Annotated in this window: 18 protein-coding genes; all 18 read right to left on the bottom strand. The window is 30.1% G+C overall.

Going from position 1 to position 25,788, the window contains the following annotated elements; all coding sequences use genetic code 11:
• Window positions 1–13 precede the first annotated feature (13 nt).
• A complete protein-coding gene (locus G626_RS0107170) occupies window positions 14–3,367 on the bottom strand; it encodes a DEAD/DEAH box helicase (protein WP_022932108.1) in 3,354 nt (1,117 codons plus the stop codon).
• Window positions 3,351–5,231, bottom strand: a complete 1,881-nt coding sequence (locus tag G626_RS0107165) for a phospholipase D-like domain-containing protein (protein WP_022932107.1) — start codon at window positions 5,229–5,231, stop codon at window positions 3,351–3,353. Before G626_RS0107165 ends, G626_RS0107170 begins: the two co-directional genes overlap by 17 nt.
• Before the next feature lie 2 nt (window positions 5,232–5,233).
• On the bottom strand, window positions 5,234–6,424 hold the full coding sequence (locus tag G626_RS0107160; protein WP_022932106.1) for a DUF6361 family protein: 1,191 nt from the start codon (window positions 6,422–6,424) through the stop codon (window positions 5,234–5,236).
• Window positions 6,425–6,530: 106 nt separating this feature from the next.
• A complete protein-coding gene (locus tag G626_RS0107155) occupies window positions 6,531–6,728 on the bottom strand; it encodes a hypothetical protein (protein WP_022932105.1) in 198 nt (65 codons plus the stop codon).
• A gap of 29 nt (window positions 6,729–6,757) precedes the next feature.
• The gene (locus tag G626_RS0107150; protein WP_022932104.1) at window positions 6,758–6,952 is read right to left on the bottom strand and encodes a hypothetical protein; all 195 of its coding nucleotides are present in this window, start codon (window positions 6,950–6,952) and stop codon (window positions 6,758–6,760) included.
• 1 nt (window position 6,953) lies between these two features.
• Window positions 6,954–9,560, bottom strand: a complete 2,607-nt coding sequence (locus G626_RS15735) for a DEAD/DEAH box helicase family protein (RefSeq protein WP_022932103.1) — start codon at window positions 9,558–9,560, stop codon at window positions 6,954–6,956.
• Entirely contained in the window at window positions 9,530–10,123 is a 594-nt protein-coding gene (locus tag G626_RS0107140) for a class I SAM-dependent DNA methyltransferase (RefSeq protein ID WP_022932102.1), read from the bottom strand. Before G626_RS0107140 ends, G626_RS15735 begins: the two co-directional genes overlap by 31 nt.
• The gene (locus G626_RS0107135; RefSeq protein ID WP_022932101.1) at window positions 10,120–11,964 is read right to left on the bottom strand and encodes a hypothetical protein; all 1,845 of its coding nucleotides are present in this window, start codon (window positions 11,962–11,964) and stop codon (window positions 10,120–10,122) included. The genes G626_RS0107140 and G626_RS0107135 overlap by 4 nt, the downstream gene beginning before the upstream one ends.
• Window positions 11,964–15,461, bottom strand: a complete 3,498-nt coding sequence (locus G626_RS0107130) for a hypothetical protein (protein ID WP_022932100.1) — start codon at window positions 15,459–15,461, stop codon at window positions 11,964–11,966. The genes G626_RS0107135 and G626_RS0107130 overlap by 1 nt, the downstream gene beginning before the upstream one ends.
• Before the next feature lie 12 nt (window positions 15,462–15,473).
• Window positions 15,474–16,622, bottom strand: coding sequence for a PDDEXK nuclease domain-containing protein (locus G626_RS0107125; protein ID WP_022932099.1), 1,149 nt, complete (start codon window positions 16,620–16,622; stop codon window positions 15,474–15,476).
• A 60-nt stretch (window positions 16,623–16,682) separates the two neighbouring features.
• Window positions 16,683–18,896: an AAA family ATPase gene (locus tag G626_RS15730; RefSeq protein WP_022932098.1), complete on the bottom strand. Its 2,214-nt coding sequence runs from the start codon at window positions 18,894–18,896 to the stop codon at window positions 16,683–16,685.
• 3 nt (window positions 18,897–18,899) lie between these two features.
• Window positions 18,900–19,286: a hypothetical protein gene (locus G626_RS18185; protein ID WP_022932097.1), complete on the bottom strand. Its 387-nt coding sequence runs from the start codon at window positions 19,284–19,286 to the stop codon at window positions 18,900–18,902.
• Entirely contained in the window at window positions 19,286–20,272 is a 987-nt protein-coding gene (locus tag G626_RS0107110; protein ID WP_022932096.1) for a hypothetical protein, read from the bottom strand. Before G626_RS0107110 ends, G626_RS18185 begins: the two co-directional genes overlap by 1 nt.
• Before the next feature lie 3 nt (window positions 20,273–20,275).
• Window positions 20,276–20,494, bottom strand: coding sequence for a helix-turn-helix domain-containing protein (locus tag G626_RS0107105; RefSeq protein ID WP_022932095.1), 219 nt, complete (start codon window positions 20,492–20,494; stop codon window positions 20,276–20,278).
• 73 nt (window positions 20,495–20,567) lie between these two features.
• Entirely contained in the window at window positions 20,568–20,906 is a 339-nt protein-coding gene (locus G626_RS0107100) for a hypothetical protein (protein ID WP_156003237.1), read from the bottom strand.
• Window positions 20,875–21,369: a hypothetical protein gene (locus G626_RS0107095; protein ID WP_022932093.1), complete on the bottom strand. Its 495-nt coding sequence runs from the start codon at window positions 21,367–21,369 to the stop codon at window positions 20,875–20,877. The genes G626_RS0107100 and G626_RS0107095 overlap by 32 nt, the downstream gene beginning before the upstream one ends.
• Before the next feature lie 184 nt (window positions 21,370–21,553).
• Window positions 21,554–23,941, bottom strand: a complete 2,388-nt coding sequence (locus tag G626_RS0107090) for a DUF2357 domain-containing protein (RefSeq protein WP_022932092.1) — start codon at window positions 23,939–23,941, stop codon at window positions 21,554–21,556.
• A 3-nt stretch (window positions 23,942–23,944) separates the two neighbouring features.
• Complete coding sequence (locus G626_RS17375) at window positions 23,945–25,759, bottom strand: MrcB family domain-containing protein (RefSeq protein WP_022932091.1); 1,815 nt, start codon at window positions 25,757–25,759, stop codon at window positions 23,945–23,947.
• Window positions 25,760–25,788: the final 29 nt, after the last annotated feature.

The raw sequence follows: 25,788 nt of genomic DNA, 5'->3' as shown, positions 1-25,788 counted from the left end.
TCGCAAAAAAAATTTAATTGTGATTTCTTTCATAAGGACTTAAATTCATTGCCATATTTTTACATTCTTCTAAATCTTTACAATTTTCAGATAAAAAATTTATTAATTCTTCTTGCCGTGGTTGTCCTAAGGTTAGTCTATATAATGCCAAGATTCTAGTGAGTCTGTTATAGTTTTCTTCATCTAAACTATATGGATACATTAGCACACTTCTTTCAATTTTTATCATATTATCTTTATGTGTTAATCCCCAATGTGGAATAATTTGAGATTTTTTTTCTGGATTTTCAAATTGTGCTGCTATATCAAAAATAGATTTCCATATATCATTTGAATACTTTGCAAATGAGCTATATCTTTGAGCAATATTTTGTCTAATAGCTAAACATTCATAGCGATTAATTCGTCCTTCTCTTTGTTCCAAATCAATTGGATTTCCTGGTAAGTTCCAATGTACAATTTTTCGACAATAGTTATGAAAATCTAATCCCTCTTGTCCAACTGATGTGGAAATTAGAATAAAAGGCCAGAATGGTGAATTAAATGCTTTTCTAACACTTTCTTTACGATTGGTATCTGTTTCATTACCATCTCCTTGTGTAAAAGAAACTGCATAATGCGTTCTTATCTTTGAAACTTTTTTATTACTTTTTTTACTTAAACATCTGTTCTTAAAATCTTCATGGGTATCAAAAGAGTATCTTGCAGTATGAATTCTCAATGAATCAATTAATGAAGTATGTAAATTATTAATAAAAAATTTATCTTTTAGATTTTCATTATTTGATAAAACATGACAATATTCATCTAACAATGCCTGGAAATTTCCGTCTAGACAATAATTTAAAAGATTTCTCCAGTGATCATCATCTTTTATTTTCTTATTTGTAGTAGATAATTCAACTATAGATAATGCTTCTGGTTTGTCCATACGATTAAGAAAACCTTTTGCAAACTCTGTTGGGAAAGATAAATCGAAATCTGTTTTGTATACAAGATATGAACGTCTTATACATGTTGCTGGGGAAGCTAATGTCATAATGGATAGCATTTCATCTATATCAGCTGGTATGCCGCCAAATAACTGATATTTTTTTTCATAAGCACAATTATACCAATACTGTAATTCGTTAAAGTATATTTCTAGAGGTTTTCTTTCTTTATTTGACGCTTCTTGTATCAATCGTTCTACAGCACAAAACCATTTATCAACATAACTTTTAGAATCCAACAACATTGGTATCAAATAATACCATTTTCTATCATTTCCTTTCTTTTGGGGTAATCTTAATTTCTCCATTTTCGTTCTAAGAGTTGTTTTAATTGAAGTTTTTATTACTTCTAGATCAGATACGTTTTTGTTAAGCCATGTTGATGGAGAATACAGATTACATAAAGTTTCTGATGGGTATAAGTGTGTAAATAATGTTAGTGATACTGCCTGGATTCTGTTATTTTCTTTTTCCTTCTTTGTTTTTAGATTTAAACGAGGAGGTGGGTATCTCTTCTTTTGTTTTTTTTCATCATCATCTTCTTCAGCTATATCATTTAAAAAATATGATTTTTTATTTGTCTTATTTTTCTCGGCTACTACGTGTACTGTAAGTCTGTCTTCTTCGTAAGATAACAAACTTGATGCCATTCGAGGAACCATTTCCCATGCCGAAAAGATTAATGTTTTTGAAAAATGTTTTTGTTTTGCAAAAACTCCTCCAAAATCGTAATATGGAATTGATGGTGGAATCCATAATAACAAATGAGAATCGTTTTTAAATACAGATGTTTTTAGATTTTCAAATCTAGAATTATAAGAATTTATTTTTTTGTATTCATTAATATCCTCATGACTAAGCCATAGATGAGAATTCGAAAGATTATCTATTTCATCATGATTGACAGTTTGCGTAGCTTTTTGTTCTATACTTTGTTTCATTTTATAGTCTTTCATAAAAGAAAGTAAAAATGGACAGGATTTTGAATAATCTACAGGAACGATTGATTCTATGTGTAATATATTTAAAGTATTTTGTGCTTCAATATAACTTATTACATCTTCTCTTGTAATCTTGAATGGTTTCTTATAATTAGTTGATTCTATAAGATCTGTAACATTTTTTGTAGAAATTCTTTCTGTTCTACAAATATTATTAAACAATGCCTCTTGTGCTTTTTCTTTAGCAATTAAAAAATCCTTGTTTGAATAATGCCCTTCTTTAAGTAATTTTGAATAATTATCCCAAATATTTTTAAATTCTATTTGAGATTCAGAACTATCACGTAGGAAATACATCAATTCATAGAATTCTTCAAAATGTTCATCTAATTGATTCTCTTCAATTTCATCTAATGATGCATACATTTTGTATGGGGTTGCAGATAGTAAGAGAACATTTGTTTCAGATGCATTAAAGAATTTCTCACATAATAGATGTAAATCAGATGCTTCCTTTTCTTCTTCTGTTGTTTCTGATTTTTTGTTTTGTACTAATAAATCATTAAATCTTTGAAATTCATCAAGTATAACTAAATCTGGTCGGAGTCTTTCTAAGCTAATGTCGGCAAATAAATATCGGAGTATACTTGTAATTTTTATTATATCTTCTCGCGTATTATTACATAACTCTTTTATATATTGTAAATAAGTTTTATCGCCATCATTAATTAATGTTTTTGGTGGAATTGTATTAATATGATTTGAAATCATATTAATCATATAAGAGAGATATTCTCCATTCGTTTTTTTGTTGCAAGTTCTAACTGCTTCAGTCTCTTCTTTAATCGCTGAGTCCCAATTAGAGCGAGCAGCAATCATCATTTTATTTTTTAAGCTTTCAAGTTCCTGCTCAGATATTTGTGAAGTATTCTTTTTCCTCCATTCTTTTAATAGTACATATATTAATGCTCTCTCCTCTTTTAATCCTGAACCTGTAATTTTAAAAGAGGTCGATGGTGTTAATGGTATCAGACTAATATAGTTATTATTCTCTTTAATATTAATTTCTCTATTAAAGATTTGTAAATGCTGCATAGATAATCTAGAGGATTGTGTATTATCTATTAAAACGTTATTTGATATTCTTAATTTTTTTAGATTCTGACCACAAATAGAACTATTTGAACAAACATAAATAATACTAATGTGAGGATACCCTTTCTCTCTTAAAAATATTGCTCGTTTTACAATAACACCTTTTGCAACTAAAGTTTTTCCCAAGCCTACTTCATCAGAAACCAATACCCGTCTAATTCCGACCTCATATTTATTCTCTATTTCGTTAATTGTATCAATTTGAAAATTCTTTAATTCTGAAAAGATATCATTCTTTATATCTTCGAAATCATCATTCAAATTATTCGTATCTTTCATTTAAAACACTCTTAAATATGGAATAGAACTGGATAAAATCATTATCAATCAGATCATTTTCATTTGTTAGTTTTACAATTAGGTTATCAATTTGTTTAATAATATGTCTTTTCTTAGGATTTGCTACTGCTTTTAGTAGTTTTTCATAAAGTGCAGGATATATAATCTTTTTATCAAAAGCATTGACTTGATTGAAATGTTCAATATCTTTTAATTCATATTTTGTTTTTACATAATTATCATCCAACATGATTGAAATTAAACTAAATAGCGTTTTCCTGTCTTGTATGATATTTGCCATTATTGTGGATTTCTGATTTTTAGGAACATCACCAGAAAGTTTAATTTTAATTATTCGTTCGATACTTTCTTTTGTATTAGATATTTTTATAAGAAAAAGCTCTGAAAGGTATAGTACGGGAATATCTTTATACTCAATTAAGCTATTGATCTCTTTATAATTATGGATTAATAAAGGAGTAATCTGAATCGTGTTTTTATAATGTTCCTTAATATTGATATTTAGACTTATCGTATATAAACAAGTTTCCTGATCATAGGAAACTTGTGCAGTGTGTTCACTGCGAATAAATAGTTTCATATCATTATTCAATTCCTTTGAATCTTTCTCTTGAAGATCTTCTTTATATAAATCAAAATTTGTAATTAATTTGAATGGACACTCTTTTTCTTCGCCAAAAATGGATTGTTTCAAATTATCAAAATTTAACAAATCAGTGGTCGTAGATAAACAAACCATGAATTCAATATTACTATATAATTCATCCTGCTGTCTTATTCCAAAAGCATTTGTGGAGGCATTATGAGAACCTATATAAAGATTTATGTCATTTCCTTGTTTAATAAAATATAATTTTGCGTGTATATCTTGTTTACTGAGAGTGTTTTCTGTTTCATTGTAGGAATCTTCATTTTTTCCTTTTTTTGCCTCAGATAAGTAATATTCTCCCATAACTATTTTATGGTCCATCGCATATACATCAAAAGCAAAATCTTTGATTGCCTTTAATTTATGTATTTCTTCTAAACGGGTAATTAAAATATTTTCGTTTTTTTTGCATATTTGACTATTAAAATGTTTAATTATATCAGGTGAAATAAAGGGAGACATAATTAAGAGATTATCAGAATTATTAGTATATAAACCTAAGTTAGAAGCAGAATGATTTTTATCAAAACCAGTTGGATAAAACGATACATATTTAAAGATATCTGAGTTTAATGCAAAGCTAATATCATCTAATTGAGAAATTAATTCATTTACTTTTAATGCTTTGTCATTATTTTCTTCTTGAATAAATGTATTTAAATACTTAAGAAAGTCTTGTATCGGTTGAATCTGCTTTTTATTACTCTCATGGGAACTTTCAAAACAAACAGCAAGATCCCAACTTCTATCAAAAGTAATATTGCGACTAAGAATAACAAGTCTATAGGAATAATTGTTATTTAAATTATTATTTAAAACCTTATACCTTATGAGCCAAAACTTTGGATGAAATGCATAATATCCAGCTTTATTTTTCTTAGGAAGTGAAATCTGGAATATAGAATCTTGTAATAAAGTATATAAAGAAGTGGCCTTTTGCTTTAATGATATTTGTCCAGCTTCACATAAAACACACATTTTATCACAAGTTGCATTAATTGCCTCTAATGTAAATAAAGGGTTATCTAAAAGCGAACTGTCTGTTTCCTGGGATAAGCCAAGCGACATACATATTCCTGTAAGTGCAGCTAAATCTAATGAATATGTTGTTCCAATAGCAAAATCAAAAATTTCATCTTTCTTGGGAGATAATAATTGTCCATAATCAAGTCTATCAGTTTTAGGATCTAACATGTTTATTTTTCGAGACCAGTAAAAATATCGTTTAATATAGATTTTACATTTCTATCAGTAAATCTATAGTTTAATTCTCTTCCCCCAAACCAGATTTGTGCAGAATCATCTTGTGATTTATCTTCTACTCCTATGATTGTTCTTGCTCTATTATCGCCTTTTATATCTCTTTCTCGTTCCACAATTAATGCTTCAAGTTTTTCAATATTATTTTCTAACATAGCATCTTTACAATCTTGTAAAAAATCACTTAATAAAACGTCATTATTATACAAATTTGCAGAAACTAAAATTTCATTGATATCTATTTTAGCAAATTTATTTAGATTATTTTTATGGTTATTCAAGAAATTGTTTGCTTCATTGTTATTATGCTTATAAATTATATCATTATATAAAACCCTAAGAATATAGTTAAATTGAGAGAAAGATACTGCATGATGGAAATCAGATTGAATTTTTTCTGGAAATAGAGTTATAAAAGTCTTGATTTCTTCAAAAGTCTTACATTTTAAGATTTCTTTCATATTCTTTTGCAGAATATATGAAAGCATAGAATCTCTATTTGAAGATATTATCATATCTTTCAAAAATTCAGCTTCTTTTTTTGATAAATCAATATCAAGCTTATTAAACCAATCTTTAGTATATGTTGGTATATTCCAAAAGGAACGCTTATACAATTTATTATTTTTATCATCATTTACGTTAGATGAATCTTTTTGCTGCTTAATTTCAATTTCTTGAGCATATAGATAATCGCAATATTCTGACAGAGTATCACCGAGAAATATTTTATATTCTCTTAGACCTGCCCAATAAATATCAGAAGGCTTCCTTTGAACCCATTCACCTCTTTTTATAGATCTTACACCTATTACACCATCTGATACTTGTAGTTCATTTACAAGTTTTTCTCCGCATTTTCTTTCAATATCATATAGCTGGTTGTAAAAATCCGCTTGTCTTTTAGGCAATGTTCTTTCTAAATCAATTAATGCATATGGAACAATAAAAAAATATTTTGCCCTTGTTTGGATGGTTGAAGAACCTGGGAAAAATGTATTTGAGAAACCATCTCTTATTGTTCCAATTCCTAATTCATCAACTGTATCTTGTAATTCAGGAAGAGAGAGTACAGATAATATTTTATTTCTTGCTGTTTTAGAAAAATCTATCCATCCGAGCTGCATTGTTTCTATCTAAATTATATTTTACCATTAAGTAATTGATTATTAAAGTATTTACATTTTCTATAAAAAGTTTTTAGGCTATTTATTCGACTTTGGTACTGTGTTTTTAAATTTCAAATTTCTCAAATAAGAAATCAAGTGTCTCTTTATATTTCTCTCTATCTATTTTACAAACTGTATTTCTTGAGACAAAGATACCCGAATAGAAAAATGCATCTTCCCTACTTACTGTCTTTATCCATTCAACTCTTGCAACCCATTCACAGGCTTTGTTATCATAATTTCTTTTTATTCCTGGTTGCATTAAAGGGAGCTCATATAACTTCTTTCCATCTACGGAAGTTCTGTAGCAGAAGACCCTTTGTTGAGTCGAATAATCATTTTAATTTTACAATTATTCTTTATGAATTGTTCAATAAGATTTGAATTAGAGAAAAATGCAGTTGCAATTAAGACTTCTTTATTATGTGCTTCCTTCAGAAGCGCTTCTTTAATAATTGTGTCATTATCATTGAATAAAAGTTTCATGTTATTTCTTCTCTCCAGAGTCAGCAACCATCAAATATTCTGGATCGGATATTGTATACTCAATAGGAGTTTTGATGCTATCTCTATACTTCTTACTGTAATAATGAATTGTTCTGTAATCAACAATATCTTTTACTTGTTCGGCAAAAACTGGATTTGCCAGAAAAGGAGTCAATTTATCACTTAATGCAATTAATGCAGAATCATTTGAAACAAAGAAATCCGGAGCAGACTGCTTCAAAAAGTTCACTGGGTTCTTTTTTATATTATCCAGATGAGCCTTATCTGTGATTTTCAAATAATCCTGGTATGATTCAACTTTAGGTAGATCTTTCCAGTTTCTATTCTTTGCAAAGAACTCTTTCCACTTCTGCAAAAGCTCTTCTTCTGTCACTGCCTGTCGGATAGAATCCTTTCCAATAAAAGAATACAGAACTGGCATCTTATAGGAACGAGTCATAGAAGTTCTTTCAAGTTCAATTAGGAAATCTCCAGCAATTGAATTATGGATAGACTTTTCTTCTTCCGTCAAAAGACTTTCGTTTTCCAAAAATCCAAGATAATCTCTGAAAGGATTTTCTTTTGCATTAGAAAGACATAGATTGTAGATTTCTTCATCCATGTAAGTAAAAAGCTCCATGCGTGTTGGAACTTTATCAAGCAATTCTTTGATTCTGTTAAACTCATTCTGAATTGTCTGATGAATAGATTGTGTACGTTTTTCCATTCGCTCAAACAAATCAATCAATTCCATATCAAAATCAACAAGGCAGCCATCAGGATAATGAGTTTCTGCATATAACTGACTTAAACTACCTGTATATTTCTGTTCAGAAAGAAGAGAGATATTCTTGCCTGCAAATCTGTAGTTTCCAATAAAATCCAGAACATTCAGGTATTCTTTTCCCTTAGATGTACGTAACCCACGGCCAAGTTGCTGCAGAAAAACAATTCCGGATTGGGTTGGACGCAGGAACATAACCATATCGACTTCTGGAATATCAACACCTTCATTAAACATATCAACGCAGAAGATGATTTTGATTCTCCCCTCTTCCAACATCTTAATTGCCTGGGCTCTATCTTCTGAATACTCCCCATCTGCATTACTGTAAACTGCAACTGCAGGAATTCCTTTCTTGGTAAAAACGCCGGCCATATATTCAGCATGGATGCGAGAACAGCAGAATCCCAATGCTTTTCGCGAATGATATTTCAGATAGTGTTTATAAATCAGATTGTCACGAACACTATTATTTAAATATGTGACATTCAATTCAGATTCAAGATAATCGCCTTTTACAAACTTCAATCCTGAATAATCAGTTTCATCATAAATACCATAATAATGGAAAGGAACAAGTATTCCACGGTTTATTGCCTGGTATAAATTGATTTCATAGGGAACATTGTAATCGCATATTTCGTAGATACTTCTTCCATCAGTTCTTTCTGGCGTCGCTGTAAGACCAAGCAAAAATTTTGGCTTAAAGTATTCAATGATTTTTTCGTATTGTTTATTTACTGCATGATGGAATTCATCCACCACAATGTAATCAAAATAATCTGGAGTAAAGAACTCATTATTCAGATATTCATCTTTTCCAAGTGAAGCAACAGAAGCAAAAATTACAGCCTTGTTAGTATCATGAACTTTACCATTGAAAAAGCCGTAGTCATTACTGCGACGAACATTTGCAAAAGATGTAGCAGCCTGATTAATAATTTCTTCTCTATGAGCTACGAATAAAACGTGCTTATAATTTTTTGAATCAAAAGCAGCAAGATAAGTCTTTCCTATACCTGTTGCAGCCTGAATAAGGCCTCTATCTGCACCTTCTTTACGAGACTGCTCCAAAGCATAAAGCGCTTCAATTTGAACTCCACGTGGTTCACAGGTTATATAATCTGTTTTTCCTATTTTATATTCAACTGATTTTTCAGCAACAACTGAATAAGAAGGTGTTGCCTCAGCAACGCTGTATCCATAAGAAATAGTTTTTGCTGTAGAATCTTTATAACGATCCAAATCTTTTGCAACTGCTGGTTTATGCCAGTTCTTTGCATATTCTTTAAGCTGTTCATCATCAATTACAACAGAATGATTGTTAAACAAATTTTCAAATGTTTTATAAAACTCATCAAAGTCAGCCTGATTCTGATTACTGTTCAATCTGTAGTTCCACTCTACCCCGTTTGTCAAAGCACTTCGGGAGATATTTGAAGAGCCTACAAAAACATCGCTGCCATATTGCTTGTGGAAGAAATATGCCTTTGGATGAAATGACTGTTCATTTTGTGTGTAGTAAAATCGCAAATCAATCTTATCACCAAATTCACTTTTCAAAAGATATAAAGCCGTTGGCTGAGTAATTCCAAGATATTTACCAGTAAGGATTCTGATTTTTACACCGCGATTAACTGCTTCCCGTAAATCCGGAAGAATCATTTTAATCCCAGATTCCATCAAAAAGGAAACGATAAAATCTATGCGTTCAGCATCTTTGAAAGCCTCTTTGAGCTGATAATAAAGCTGTTTACTCCGATTACAGTTCCCGGTTATGGAGTTTAATGGTTCTATATTTTCTTGAGTATTATATTCAGCCATTTTTCCTCTTCCCTACCCGGTCTTACATCCGATGTAATCCATTCTTCTACAATTTCAAAACCAGTAACTTCGTTTATCAATTCTGCAAAAGATGCTTCAGTCAAATCTGTAAAGTAGCGGCCATTGCGCTCTCCTTCAAAATTACCATATTTGAAAGATGTATAAAAGATTCCGGAAGGCAATAACGCATCTTTTATATTACCAATAACCTGTTTTAATTCCTTCTTATTCAGATGAAGAATTGAAGAACAAGCCCAGATGCCGTTGTATTTTGCTTCTGACTTCCAGTCCTGAAAGAGCTGATGCTTTACAGTGATTCCAGTAAATTTACTTGCAGCTTTGCATAGTTCTTCGGAGCCATCCATTGCTTCTACTATGTATCCATGTTCAAGAAAGTACTTTGTATCTCGGCCTGAGCCACAACCAAAGTCTAAGATTAATGATGAAGATGCAAGTATTGATGTGAATCTGTTCCAGGCTTCAGTCATTTGAACTGACTGGGTGGATTCAACGAAAGAGGATGTATTTGTGTTGTAGTATGATAGGGTGTCGATTGTTGTCATCTAATTCCTCTTCCAGAAAGTTTTGCATATTCTCTTAGATATTTAAAAGGAAATGGAATAACAGTAAGCTGTCCATTACGTACAAATGTTACATTCATTGTTTCTAAATAATTCTGAAAAAATAAAGGTGAATCTTTGTAAGGAATGATTTTTCGGATATGAGAAGCTCTTGCAATTGAAGTATTCATTCCACTTCCAATTTGCCCACTTGAATATAAGAAGCTATCTTCAGTTGCCTTATAATAGATATCCAAACAGCCTAAAAAATATTTAATTAGATCTTCTTTTTTACGGCTAATTTTGCCTACCTTCAAATCTTCATAAATTTCTGAAGAATTCGGCATCATAATTAAAGGCGTATCCTGTATGATATTAATTTCTTCATTATCGTTTAAAACACAACCTTTGTATTTTTCATTATACTTGTTATGTCTTTCTGCCTTCATATTATTGAGCTCAAAAATTTCTTCTATTTTTTCAAACTTTTCCTGATTGAATAAATCTTTCGATTTCTCACCTATTTCAAAACTACCGTCAGGCTTAATTTCCATGAAGTAATAATGATTTATACCTTCATTTGTTTTCTCATTTATAATCTCTTTTTCATGCCAACAAAAATCTACGGCATTATTAAAGCCAAAAGATGACCAATCTGTTATTGTGATTTTGTGATTCTGAATTAAATCTTTCTTTACGATTAGTTCATTTATAAGAACTAAACAAGCAGCTTCTGATATTTCGTGTTTTTTCCCTTTTACAAAATCTTCAATTGTTACATTCTGTATTATATATTTTGAAGAGTTTTCATAAGTATCTTTTTCATCTGTATTTATTTCATAATAAGTTTTGTTATGTATAACACAGATATTCAAGGCATTTTTTTGAACTTCTGTAGATAGTTTGATTTTTAAATCAGCAGTATTGAAAAAGTTTTCATATGATGTCTTAAGCTGTTCACAAAAGTATTTAGAAGCGTTATTTCCAATTTTATCAACGATATTAAGTGTATTTCCTTTAATTAGCCCCGTTAGATAACGTATATGAGAAACCTTTTGACTTGAAGAAGATTTTACATCTAGCTTATTCCAATCACTTTCGGTTTTTATATATAATTGAATTATATCTCCGTATAATTTATCAAACTTTTGTAATAGTCTTACAAAAATTCCAGTCTTACACGCTTCAAAAGCTTGTAAGGTTCTTGTTTCTATAAATGAGACCGAGTGCTTGGTATTCTTATATTGGAATTCCACATAAGCTTTTTGCTTTGTATTTTCTTTAGCCGGTGCAAGAATGTTATTCACTTGAAGGATGAATCTTTTTTGTTTGCTTTTTTCTAAAGCCTCTGTAAAAGTTTTTGATTTTAGTTCAAAAGAATAATCAGAATTGATTTTGAATTCAATACAATAGATTTGTTTTGAACACATCTCCGAAAAGTAATACAGTTTTCCAGCTATATTGAAGCAGTTTTCATTAAAACTACTTTTTGCTAACGAGTTAAAGAAAAGTTGCAACATAGAATGAGGATATTTTTCAAATGGTGCATATAACTGTTTCTGGGTCAAATTGTTGTCATTTTCTTTATTAAACTCATTAAGTATTTCCAAGATAAATGACTTATTTAGTCTATCTTTTTTAAGAAGAACAATAAAACTTGTCCCTGCTGTGTATTGAATGGCAAGAACGTTCGTTCTGATTAATGGTTCATATAGGATATCAGAATCAGGCTTAAAACTATTGCCTTTATTTTCAATCAAAAAGAAATCATAAAGAGAGTTTATTTTGTCATAATTGAAAAAAGAGTTATCTATATCAATTTTGTTAAAAATTACATTCATCATTAAATTTCCCTTTTGATATCGTCAATCAATTTTTGAATAGCTAATGTATTATCATTAAATGTTATGTCATCAAAAAGAAATGGAATTTCAATAATTCTTTCATTTGTCAAAAAAGGACGACTCTCTTTTTTGTTTGCAAATAAATTTATAATTATAGCTTTTTTCCCTGACACTCTGTCTAATTTTTCTGAAATATGATCTCTTAATGCACCTGCATAAGGTCTAAATGCAGAATTATGATTCCAGTGTTTAAAATCAATATATATATCTTTATTAGGAATCTTAAAATCAAATAACTCAAAGAATTCATGATTAGTTATTTCTTCAAGTTCGATTCCATGATAACGCAATATTTCACGACCGGTATATTCCCCAAGTGCTCCTTTATAAATATTTGTAAATACTGGAGAGCAAAGAATAAAATCTTTCTCCACGAACTGAGTTGCAAAACCTTCATTTTCAAATAATTGTAGAATTCCTGGTAAATGCAAGAACTTCTCTAATCTTGCTGATTCTGCCGATACGCATTCGTACTTTGGTTTAGGTTCAAAAGAAATATCATTAATTGACTTATAATCACCTGTTCTTGAGAACCATACCTTATTACCTTTCTTTGGTAATTCAATATAGAATGGTTGGAACAAATCATCACAGTTATTGTATTCTTCTCGTGATAAGGTTGGATGTTGTAAAACCCAATGGCGGATTAATTGCCATTGTTCAATAGCATAATCCTTCCACCCATTGCGGCCATCCTGTACATACTTCATAATCCTAGAAAGTGCTTCCTCAGATTTCTCAATAGCTTCTTCTGATAGTCTTTCTATTGTTTTATCAGGTATTGGAGATTGTCCTATGTTTTTTATTAATTCCCGGAATTCAGGATTCAGGAGATTTTTTTTACAAGTATTTACATTAAGAATCTCTTTGATTGCGTCATCATAGTAAATATAAATGTTCTTACTTTTTCTATTAGTGCGGCATAATCGGCCAACGGCCTGTACCAGCACTTTTGCTGCAAGATTTGTCGAACTATCTATGTTAGAAGCATCAATAACTCTATTCTCTAAATTGTAATAATGGTATTTGAATCCAGCTTCTACATAACCAAAAACTTGTTTTCGACTTAATTCACCAGAAGTCATCAAATACTCCAACTGTGCAAGGTATTCAGTAAAGTCTTCTTCTGTATTTGATTCTCTGAGTTGTTTGATAAGGTTTGTTGGTTTATCAAGATATATGGCATCAAAATCTTTTTCTTCTGATGGCTTAAAATCATTAATAAACTCTGTTTCTATATCCGTCAAAACTTTATATTGTAGGTTTTGACCTGCCCCAATTGTTGCATACGTAGAAAGAACAAGTTTTTTTTCTCCATGAGCTAACTTATTTAATAAATCTTCCTTTGTTACTTCGTAATCATTTCCACTTCGTAATATTACAACAGTATCATCAAAAAGCTTTGAACCATGAGATAGTTTTTCAAATAGTTTCTGGAGTATTCCTTTATTTAGTTCATTCTTATCATCAGGGAACTTCGTAAGCATACATAAAAATGATTTGATTTCTTTTGTTTCCAAAAAAACTTTGAATACTTTTGCAATTCTAAGATATCTGTTTTTTAAGTAATTATTTGTGTCAAAAGTTGCTGGAATTGATTGATTTAGGATGTTATATATTTCCTCGCAATCTTCATCCTTGTTGAAAACAGTTTTCCAAGAATCTCGATTGTAATTATAGTCAGAATTTATAGGTAAAGTATGAATCTTCACTTTTTCATAGTGTTTTATTGATTCATTAAATTGCTTCTCTAAAACTTCATATTCAGACTCATTTAATTGATAATAGTGCTTCTTCAGTTTTGGAATAATATAATCATCCAATGCATAATTACCTATCAAGGTATTGTAGTTGGCTGTTGCAGAAATACCAAAGACTTTTGCTTTTTTGCATACATCTAACAGGATTCTTTCTGGTGTTGATTCCAAAGAAGTCATCATAATTGCAGAACGCAAAGTATGATTGTTATTATCTTCAATAACATAGTAAGAAAATCCATTTTCAAAAAAAGAACCATCAAATTCCTTCTTCTTGTTTTCTTCTAAATTACTTCTATAAAGTAGGATTTGTTTTACAAAGTATTCTTTTATTCGTGTAAAAGAGTCACCTGAAAAAAAGATGTCTAAAACTGAACGAATAGCTTCCTCTAATGTATAATCTTCTATTCCGCTTTCATTTTGTAATTGCTGTAGATTAAGTGCCAATATATGGACTGAAGCACTAAACGTTTGGAGAAATGCACGAACAGATTTAACCATATACACAAAGCTTTTTGAATTGTCTGTAGATTCACTCGGGCTTTTCCTGTCTAAATAATATATTTCATTTAGATTTGATAATACATTTTCTTTGAAAACAATCCTACTTTTGTTATCTTTATTGGAAATTGCAATACTATGTATATCTTGAAATAAGAATGCAGCATCCTCATTTTCAGTTTCAATGTTCTTGAAGAAATACTGCATGTTAAACTGCTTGTAGAGTTTATCAGAACGTTCTTTTAAGTTTGGAATAACATCTTCTAATCTTTTTCTCAATCCTCCTTGTTCATATCTTTTCTTCGTAATCTCAGATGGCGTTGTAAGGTTTCTTGGAAAAATTCCCTGCTCAAGAGTATCATGAATCATCTTATAAGTAATCGCATAGTCAATTCTTGAATCAGTAGCATTATCAATCAAACGACTCAGGATTGTTTCTTTTGTTGCATCAAATTCATCAATAAATACAATTGCGTCTTTTGCAAGTTTCTTATAAACAAAATATGATTTATCAACTATTGTATCATTTCTTAATAAGAATTTATCCATGCTCATAAGAAAGACTTGTTTCTCATTCGATAATATCTGAGGATATAATTCCAAGAGCCAAGGCATTTTATCTTTTACAAAAGTTAGACGTTGTTTATATCCTGATTTTATTGGAACTTTCTCATTAATAATAGCTTTTATCTTTCGTCTAAAATTTGGTTCATACTTATCATATATATCATCTTTTTTATTCTTTACAGTATCAATAACCTGATAATTTGTCCTGAAATGTACATTGTTTTCCATTTCAAAACAATATTTTATCGCTGCATTTAATTGTTTGTACTCTCTAGTTTCTTTAATTTGAAGAGGAATGTTCTTATCTATATTTAAAAAATTATCAAGAACACAATCAAGATTTGATTTTAAAAGAATGACTTTATCTTTGAAAATCTGTTTTTCAACTTCTGTTGTAAAATGTTTTTCAAGCTCTCCTATCTGGAGATTCTTCTTTAATGAAGTAACAAATAGAATTTGTTGATTCGTCTTTTGTTGAACAAGCACGTTATGAATAAAACTGAATACGGTATAACTTTTTCCAGCACCAGTAGGAAGAGGTATTAAGAGTAGCCCGTTATTTTGCATCTTTTCAAATGCGTATGATTCAAGTATTGATTCAAGTGTTTGCATATCCAATTTCTCTTACAAAATCTTCTTAATATCATCCAAATCAGGCAGAACTTTCTGCATATCTTCTGGCATTTCAGAAAGAGATTTGTAAGTTGTTACCCCCATTGGTTTGTCGTAATCCTGAATAACGTATTCAGCAAACTGTTTGTTCATACTTTTACACAGAACAATTCCAATTGTGCGGTTTTCATGAGGCTTTTTGATTTTATCGTCAACAATACGCAAATAAGCACTGAGCTGACCAAGATAAGCGGGCTTAAACTCTCCTCGCTTTAGTTCAACAACAACCAGGCAGTTCAGTTCGCGATTAAAGAAAAGTAAGTCAGAAAAGAACTCTTCATTAAAAGCTTCAAGATGATACTGATCACCCACAAATGCAAAATCCTTTCCAAAAGTCATAATAAAGTTTTTAACGTTATGAATAATTGCATTTTCTACTACTCGTTCATCAACATCAGCTGCATCGCGCTCGCCTATTTCTTCCACATTTATAAAGTCCAAGAGATATTCATCTTTGAACATTTCAACAGCTTTACGAGCAAGAGAGGCTGGGGTAATTGTCCGATCAAAATTGTTTGGAAGTTCTTTCTGATGCTTGTAAGCATCTTTTTTAATCAAGATTTCCAAAGTATCTACTTGTAAGTTTTCTTCTACAACACGATGTATGTAATAGTAGCGTTCCTGAAGATTCTTGACTTTGCTAAAAATGGTTATCTGATGAGAAAAAGGAACCTTAAAAAAGTCTTCTACAGGGAAGTCTGCAAGATTTATTCCAGAAAGCTTAAAATCCGAAATTGGAATTATTGCTGTTAATTCGTCAGACGCGTCTGACGAATTTGCATTAGATACAGATAATTCGCCAGTTATATCTGACGATTTTTGATCTTCCAAGAAGCTCCAGTTTTCATAAAAGAGTCTCATATTTTTTAGATTTGAAGCTGAAAACCCACGTAATCCAGGAAGTTCCTTCCTTAGTTGAGAACTTATGGATTCAAGAACACTTGTTCCCCATGTTTTCTTGCCCTTTTTTGAGGAAAGATAGCGGCCAATTCCATAATAAAGAATGAGTTGAACACGAGTAGTTTCTTTTGCGGCTTGATATTGTGACTGTAAAATTGCTGTTTTTATTGCTTCTACCGCAGTTATAAGTTCTTGGTTCATCGTATTTTCTCCTTTGCATTGGGCTTTTTCTATCATTCAGCAGGTCAAGATTTTGTTTCTTTAATCTTGTATAGCCATCATCATATTATAATGTTCTTCTTGCCCAGCATTGATAAATAGTTTTTTAAATATATCAAAATAATTATTTGTAATCTGTTCAGGTTCTTCTATAAATAAATCTTCTGGTAAAGAATGTGAACCATCATTTATCCATGAAAGTAATGAACGAGCAATATTTTTTTCATTTGGGTTTTCAAACTTGTCTAATAATGTCGTATCCGAATACTTTCCCAAAATCTTAAAGTAATGCTCAATAATTCTTCTCATTGTATTTTGAATATAAATATTGCATTTCCCATCTTTTTCATGCTCTCGTATTTCTCTCCAATATAAATCGTATGAACTAATAATAGGATTCTTTTCATATTTTTGAATTTCAGAAGTTAGCTCTTCTTTTCGAATAATCCAATAAGTTAAATTTTTTCTAGCATTCTCACGACCATCTATAAAAGAAACTTCTTTATAAAAATAGATATTATGAGTGAGAAGTATAATCTGCTTGATTTTATTATCTTTATTACCTAGTTTTTTAAGTTCTTCTTTTATCAATGAACTAACAACAAACAATATATTACTATCAAGGCTAGAGATTGGATCATCAATAACTAATATTTTCTCTTTCTCAACTCCATCATCATTTAAGCTACCATGCACTAATTGCATATAATACAAAAAGGTTATGAATGTAGTTTCTCCTTCACTTAACTTATCTTCCACAAGACTTCCATCTTTTCTCTTCAGGGTATAAGTATTCTCTTCTTGTGCAGTCACAATCTCAAAATTCATAAAACCATAATTTCTCAATATATCATTTATTGCATCAATTGCGGCTTGAATTGTTATGTCTTTCTTATTAAGTTCTTTTAATTCTATATTTAAAGCTTCCTTTTCAGAGTCATACCCTTTTATTCTTTCTTCCATTTTTGAAATGACTTTTTCACAAATTTCAGTTTTATTATTGAAGTCAGAAATAAGGCTTTCGTTTTCTTTTACTAGAAAACACCAAATCTTCTTCTTTAAATTTTCTTTTTCTATAGAAAGTCTGTCGATAATATCATTATGTTCTTTAATTTTTTGAACCGCATTATCAAAGAGATTTATTATAGATGTTATAATATCTTTATGGGATTTCAATTCAAATGAAGAACTTGGTTGATTTTCTTTATTTGCGATTATTCCTAAATTTTCAGATACTTCACTATGCAAAGTTTTTAAATATGCGGAGAAAAGTGTTAAATCTAGTTGAGTATTCTCATTTGTTGTTTCAGAGTTTTCTATTTTATCCAGAAACTCCAATAATACTTTAGAATTTCTTTTGTATGAATCAGAAGTGTCTTTTAACATTTTTAAATCATTCGTATATGTTTCATCAAAAAACTCATTAAGCTCTTTAATGAACTTATCTGAAATTGTTTTTTGCTGACAAAAAGGACAGACTTTATCATCTATATTTATAAACGTTCTTCCTGTATTCACCCAATCAGAGTTGTTTAGTTTATTAATTAGGGCAGCAATATCTACATCGTTATTACCTATGATTTTTTTTGAAAAAATCGAATTTTCTATATCTTGCTCTATATCAATATTTGGAAATGGTGGTAATTCCTCAAATTTCTGATGTGGTGAATTATAAATTTTATCAGATAATTCTTTTAATTCTTCAAATGTAAGAGAGTCTTCATTTTTATTAATTTCATATTCTGATATAACCTTTGCAACAAAATTATCTTTATTTCTCATTACTCCTTCAAAGGCATCCTTGAATACGGATTCATTTTTTTTATAAAGTTGATTCCATACTGAGTTTTTGAAAGCTTCGTATAGATCCTCTTTTTCTTTTGCTTTATTATCTTTTGTATTATTATCCCCAATAGTATTTTTTTTCAATTCATCTAATCGATTATTAATTTCATCTATTCGATCTGTAGTCTCTTTACTTTTTTCGCCAATAGTAAAAATACCAGGAATTTTTCCTGTCGAATTAAAATTCTTTTCTCTAAAAGTTTTATTGTAAACTAATACTTGAAGAGGAATATTATTTTCCCAAGTGATAGAACAATCACTATATGAAGGATTTGAAACATCCAAAAGATAATTACTTAATGTTGTTTTTCCCGAACCATTCGTTCCATAAATAAAATTCTCTCGTTGTAACCCTGTAAAAGTTACAGAATTATAAGTTGCGATGTTTGCAAGTTTAATCTCAGTTATCATATCTTACATCTCCCTTACTTTGCTCTCAATAAACTCAACTTCATCTGCAGAAAGTCCGTATTTCTTGTACAGCTGTTTGTCGATTTCGGGAATAGATTTGTTCCAGTTGATGTCGCTGGTTGCGGTGAAGTCTTGAATAGGTACATTGAGCCAAGTTTCACGAGGATTATCTTGTGTTACTTTTAGGGTACCAAGCATTGCACGGGCGAATTTTGTTTTTATATACTTCATGCAATTTTCGGCTTCAACTTGTGTCTCAAAAGCAAAATAAGCCATTCCTGCATTACAAGAGGCTTCACCAATTTTAAGAAAACCTTCATGGGCTGTATCGTTAATGCGATAAACATAAATCAATTTTTGCTCAAATGCTTGATTAAAAATCTGTGCCATTATTTTCCGCCTCCGAATACCATATCCACAAAACGAATATTTCTATGAGTTTCCCAATCTTTAATAATGCAGTAAATACCATTGTGTTTTCGGTTGTCACCTTTTGTACATCCAACACAGGGCTTTGCAATTATTCTTCTTTCAAATAAATCTTCATCTATAATTTCTTTTGTACAGCAAGAATTTGGAATAACATATTTTATTCCATCCATCTGCCAGATATTCCAAGCTATTACTTTTGCGAAACCAATTAAATCCTGAGTTTCAAGCTTTTCATTAAATTTTGCTTCATAATGTTCAGCAATAGTAAATAAAAGATTTTCTCTCGCAATAAGAACATTATCACCTTGCCAGTCAAAAACATAAACATTTTGAACTGCACTATAAGCCCACTTTATCCAATCTTCTCGTGTTTCAGTATTTTCACTAACAATTCTAAGTTTCCTATCTAAAATTCCAATTCTATTTGAAACTTCTATATTGTCACCAGTTACCGCATCATAGCGGCTTGTTATATACGGAGCCTCACCGCAACTCATTTCAAGTCTTTTAGAAAGAGCATAATCTTTCCAACTTTTTTTTTCAGAATCAGAGAATATAATTTTTTCTTTTGTTACTTCCCAAGAATTTTCTTTTTCTAAATTAAAAACATCTTTTCGACCAAACCACTCTTCATCGACCTTATTGTTTTGCTTGTTGCAAATCCAGCTAGGCGTAAACACTTCAGCTTTCTGTCGAACTCTCTGCTGTTGCTCTGTTTTTGATTTTTCAATTCGAGGCTTTATAATTCCGCCATGCCGTGAGGTAATTAATTCAATTTTAATTTCTTTCTCAGCAGAATAAGAAAAACCATATTTGGAGTAATTATCAGTTGCCCATATGATGTTATTGCCAGTTGTTTTATCTTTTAAAAGAATTGAGAGAAGTTCTGGATCAATTTTGAGAAGGTCATTTTCTTTTATATCAATACTTTTTTCAGGTAACATTTTTTAATTATTTCCTTCTACTTTGTTAATTACACATATATCGCCCACATCACAATTCAGGGCTTTACAAATGCGCTGGATACTATCCATGGAAATAAAATCACCCTTAGTCAGTTTAGCAAGAATGTTCGTTGAGATTCCTGCCATCTCAATAAGGTCTGTTTTATTCTTATAACCCATTTCTTTATAACGAGCCCAAAGCTTTGTATAATCAACTTGCATATTATTGTAGATTATACCACGCCTTAAGGGGTTAAAGGTGAAAAAAATCACGATTTCACAAAATATTTTTCATTCAAACTTCATTATTTCCATAAAAATTCCTCATTTCCCCACCATACTCCTCCATAGCCTTCTCCCCCCACTCATACTCTCTGTTAAATGCTTTTGATAATATCGAAGCAATCAATCCAAGAGCTTCCAAATTCCACTGATAACGAGCATCCGGTTTTGGACAGATATTCCAATCAGAATCTACCATGTCATAATCGTGTTCAAACTTTGAAATCTCAGAAATCAATTCATTCTTTACTTTTAAGATTTCTTGATACGATGCATTTTCAAACTGTTCTACATACTGTTCTGGTGCCATCATCATAATTTTATTCCTCCTCTTCCTCTGTTTCTTCTCCATTAAAAAGTGGTTCTTCCACATATTTATGGAACTTATTCTGAAACTGTAAAAGATCTTTTTCCCATCCCATTTCAACTGAATTATATTTTTTAAGAGCTTCTTCATAGCCTTCCATTGATACGGTAAGGATATTTGAACCTTCAATCTTCATTCTTCCAAATCTGAAAGTCTCGCTTGCTCCATCACAAACGCCAGGATTTCCAATATACTTTGACAATAAGCTCTTTAATTCCTCTTTGTTTTCATTTATAAGCTGCTTGATTACATTTACTAAATCCGGGCTGTTGATTACAAGGTCTTCAAAATCATCTGTAAGGCAATTCTTTATGATCGGCATAGAAATATTATAGTCTTCCCGGATTAACCGGCCATCTTCCAAAAGGATTAGTTTATAACTGCTTCCAAAAAAGCACATACAGTCATATTCAAAAACAACCTTTCTAAACTCAGGTTTTGTCTTCATAAAAGGTCCCCTTTTTCAGCTTTCTGATTTACATTATAAAACGCAAGGGTGCCAATGAACGGCATTGTGAATTTCTATAGTTATAATTATTTTCTTGAAGATTTTTCTTGGTGAATTTTCCACCCGATGTTAATCATGGATAGATTTTTAAAAATCTCATCAATCTTATCTAAAATCAATTGATCTACTCAATAATGTCATTTATAAATAATTTTAAAACATAAAAGAAATCACCATTTGTAAGGTCCGGCATATTCTCAGAATTTATTAATCTATTTCGTAATTCTGCTTGGCTGAGCAACTCTGGATTCAAGGTATCTACCTTTACTTTGAAATTAAGACCTTTTGGAAAGGAATCTGTCCATCCCCTGAAATATTTGACTTTTGAAAAATCCTTTTGCAAAGTAACAACCTTTCCACCTTTTATGACAGGATAATAATATAAAAAAAATCTATTTTCTTCAAAGTTTTTGGAAAAACTTTTATTTGGTTTATTATTTCGTTCTATAGGCAACCAATTTAAAACTATTAGATGTTCCAAATAATTCTTATCAATATAACCAAATAGAGTTTCTCCATTATCAATTACTGAAGGTTGATTTTTATCGTTAATCTCAATATCAACCCCTTTGAGCAGCATATTTTCATAAGTATCCATTTGAGATATTTTTCGACTTGTATCTGCCTTGAATTCTATTATTCCATTTATAAAGTCTTTTATCGCTTCATGTCCTTTTTCACTATCCCCTGGTCGAATTGCAAAAGCACCAACTCCAGGAAGTATTTCATCATAAATCTTACTTTTATTATTTTCATTTTTGTTATCTGATGTTCCTGGATATAAAACATAACTTCCTATAGTTCTACGTATTGCATCATTATACGTATGCATTTTTAGCAAATCACCACGTTTATACGTATTTACAATTTCGTCATTTTTCTCATCATTTAATTCTTCAATTAATTTTTCATCAGTTTCGGTTTCTATATTATCCAATTTTTCATCATCTATTATTCTATCTGGTTTTACAAATTGCTTTATATCTTCTATTCTATATTTAGCATCAAAATGAATATATGAAACTTCACCTGCAATAATTGCAGCATCTTCTGTATTAAATGTTGAGGGGAATACTGCAATTGTATAGTCCGGTCTAAATGGCCTTGAATAAGAACCCCAATAAATTGAGTTTTTAAACTCTGTAGCAGCAAAGGTTCTGTTATAATATAGATTTACTGTTATTCCATTCTCAAATAAAAAAGTTTCTCTTGAAGTTTTTCCCTGAATTAATGTAATTGTTAAGCCGTTCTTATCTTCAATAAATTCTGTATATGAATTATCTACTGTTTCCTTCTCACCATTCAATTCTTTCAAAATATCGCGTAATTCAAAAAATAACCAATATTCATATAATAAAGCAGTATTCTTTGATTCACCAAGAAATACATCTTCCTTTTCTTTCCAGTCAAGTTGTAATGCTAAGTCAATCATAGAAAAAGCATTAAAGATTTGACTGTAACCTTCTCGTTTTTCAAGCACTTGGTTACTTATTGGCATCACTTCTAGTTCACCAACATCATCAAAAAAGGAATCATTTAAGATTTCATAAATCTTGTTATACATTTCCTGTGCAAGTTGAGAATAAACCTTACCACCTTTTTCTGCATTTATTTTCTTGTACACATTCTCACATATTTCAGAAAATGTTATTAATGCAAATTTTATAAATCTATTTGCAACTGTGTCATAACTATCATATTTATGAGTTACAGCTATTTCTAATGGGAAGTACTCTCCACTCTTTGTTTTAGTCCACCCGCATGAATTAGAAAAAGGATTTGTAAAATATTTTGAAGAAGGGATTCCTTGACCAATGGGTTTCAGTTCGTCTTCCTTTATCAATATTCTGTCTGGATTTCTCTTTATTGAAGCAAATAGGGTTTCAATATTTTCTGAATAACAAAATGTTCGTAAGAAAATAAATTGTTCTAGTAATTTGGATTCTCTAGAGGAATCATGGACAAATGTTAAATTTGTTGAACTAGAATAGTCTAATAATAAAGCTGCACATTTTTTAGCTATATCTTCAGTTAATTGAATATAATCAGCTTCATAATCAATTTTATCCGGAACAATTTCAAAATCTATTCGCTGACTTTTATTATCACCAAAATAAATAAATGTCTTACCTAGATAATTAATGAATTGAAAAGTAATACGATCATTATCATTAACGACCTTTACAAGTTTATTATTATTATCTTGATTATTTATTTTTGGAAAATATTTTTTAATTACTTCTTCTTTTATTTTTTCCCCTTTTGTATTTTCAATTCTACAGGTATACCTAACAGTTTCTTTTAATCTTAGTGAATTGATATTATAAAAAGTGTCATTTGCTAATTCTTTATATTCAAAATATTGTTTCTTCAACTCTGAATTTGAATAATAAAATGTCGATTCATTTATTTGTTCTTTATTAGTTTTATCGAATTTTGCATGTTCAAAAGGATAAAGCCAGACAATATGAGAATCATCTAATATTTTAGAAATAGCTACGATGTTATTCATGTATTAAATAAAACTTGTATATTGCATTGTTTCTAATCTTTTTTTCATTAACGCAATCTTTGTTAAAGATAGGTCTTTTCCAAGATTCCAACCAGTACCTACAATGTCTCCTTTTTTATCACCGCTTTTTATGCATAATTTCTCAAGATTATCAAGGAGGTTTCCAAGCTGCTTTTTATTACCATGGATCTTTGGAAGAATTTTTTGAACTATCTGTTCATCAATTATTTCGTCATCAGTAATTTTTGGATTAACTTCCTTAGATGCAAAATAATAATATACAATTTCTTTTACAGTTCTATATGCAAAATCAAAATTTGCTGCTTTTAAGGTTTGATTAAATTTTTTAAGAACATCTCCATAATCTTTATTTAATGAGGTTTGCTGTTTATTTTTTATATCTTTACTAAGAGCTAAAAAGGCTTCTGCCATTCCACTATTATCTGGTTCTATTGTAAAAGATTTATTAATTTCGGAAGTATCTTCGAGTGCTCTGAAAATTGATTTCTCATCAGGAATAAACTCTATTACATTTGCTCTATCCAGAACCTTTGGACTAAACATATATGTTGTTTCATCAATATTAACAGTTCCCGTAATAAATAAATTATCTGGTATAGAAATCTTTTCATCTATTACAGAAAGACAGCCCCTTGGTTTTTTGTATAGAATAATATCTTCTTTTGATTCCATTGCACTTAGGAAATCTGAAAAATATCTTTCAACGTGACTCAGATTCATCTCATCAAGTATTAAAAAGAAAGGAATATCAGGATTATTATTCGCATTGATAATGAGATTAAGTATATCTGTGGAAACATATTCCCCTCTTCCATTATTAGCAATCGGATTAAAATAACCAAGGACTTTTGTATTGTCAGTCCAATCTGCACCTACGGCCTTTATAAGATAGTTTGTATTTCCTTTATCATCTTTCTTTTCAAGCCACTTTGCAAAATTCTTTGCAATATTTGTTTTTCCTGTACCAGAATTACCAGTAAGTATTACGAATTGTTTTGCAAGTAAAGATTTTACATAACGTTCCGCATAGGGAGTTGAAAACTTTTTCATATTAAAAGGCTTATTTTTTGAAGAAACCTCAAAATGTACTTTTGGTGGATTATTCTCTGATGTGTCTAAATTTATTTTGTCATATAAATGTAATCTAATATCAACAAATTTCTCATATATCTCAAGCATTTTCGCCAGGTCTGAAATAATTGTCTCATTGCTTGGTAGTTTGCCTTTCTCATATTCCTTATAGAAAATTGTTCCGTCTTTGTATGCTTTTGCGGTTGGATTTGAATCTTCATCAAGGTTTATATCATTATTTGCAACGAAATAATTATTATTGTATTTAGCTAAAAGATTTCTCCATAATTCTGCATTCTTAATTAATATGTTTGTTGCTTCTTGAGGTTTATATACTTTCCCTATACTGGTACTTCCTTGGTTCAATGTCAAATATACTTTATTACATTCTTTGTTAAACAGATAAACAACATAAATGCCACGTTGTGCACTTTCTGTTTCTGTTTTCCTAAAAATTGCTATCCACGGAGTATATGTCCATCCCCCTGTTCCACAACTTCCTTCAACTAAGTATTTACATTCTTCTATTTGTTCACAATTTCCTTCCACACAGAATTTATATGTATCTATATCCTTTGAATTCTTATGTAATAAACCTGTTTTTTTAATGGCCTCAATAGAATCTTTTTCAATTGCTTTTACAGACTCTAGATTTTTTTTAGGGCTCTTATTTGATTTAAGATCTCTAATAAAATTATTAAAAATAGTCTCAAAAATCTGTCTCATTATTTTTCCTCTTTACCAATTTTGTATTA

This window comes from Treponema bryantii NK4A124, assembly GCF_000421345.1.
GTDB classification, from domain to species: domain Bacteria; phylum Spirochaetota; class Spirochaetia; order Treponematales; family Treponemataceae; genus Treponema_D; species Treponema_D bryantii_B.
Note: the sequence above shows the minus strand (reverse complement) of the source record. Positions and strands in the feature narration are given on the sequence as shown.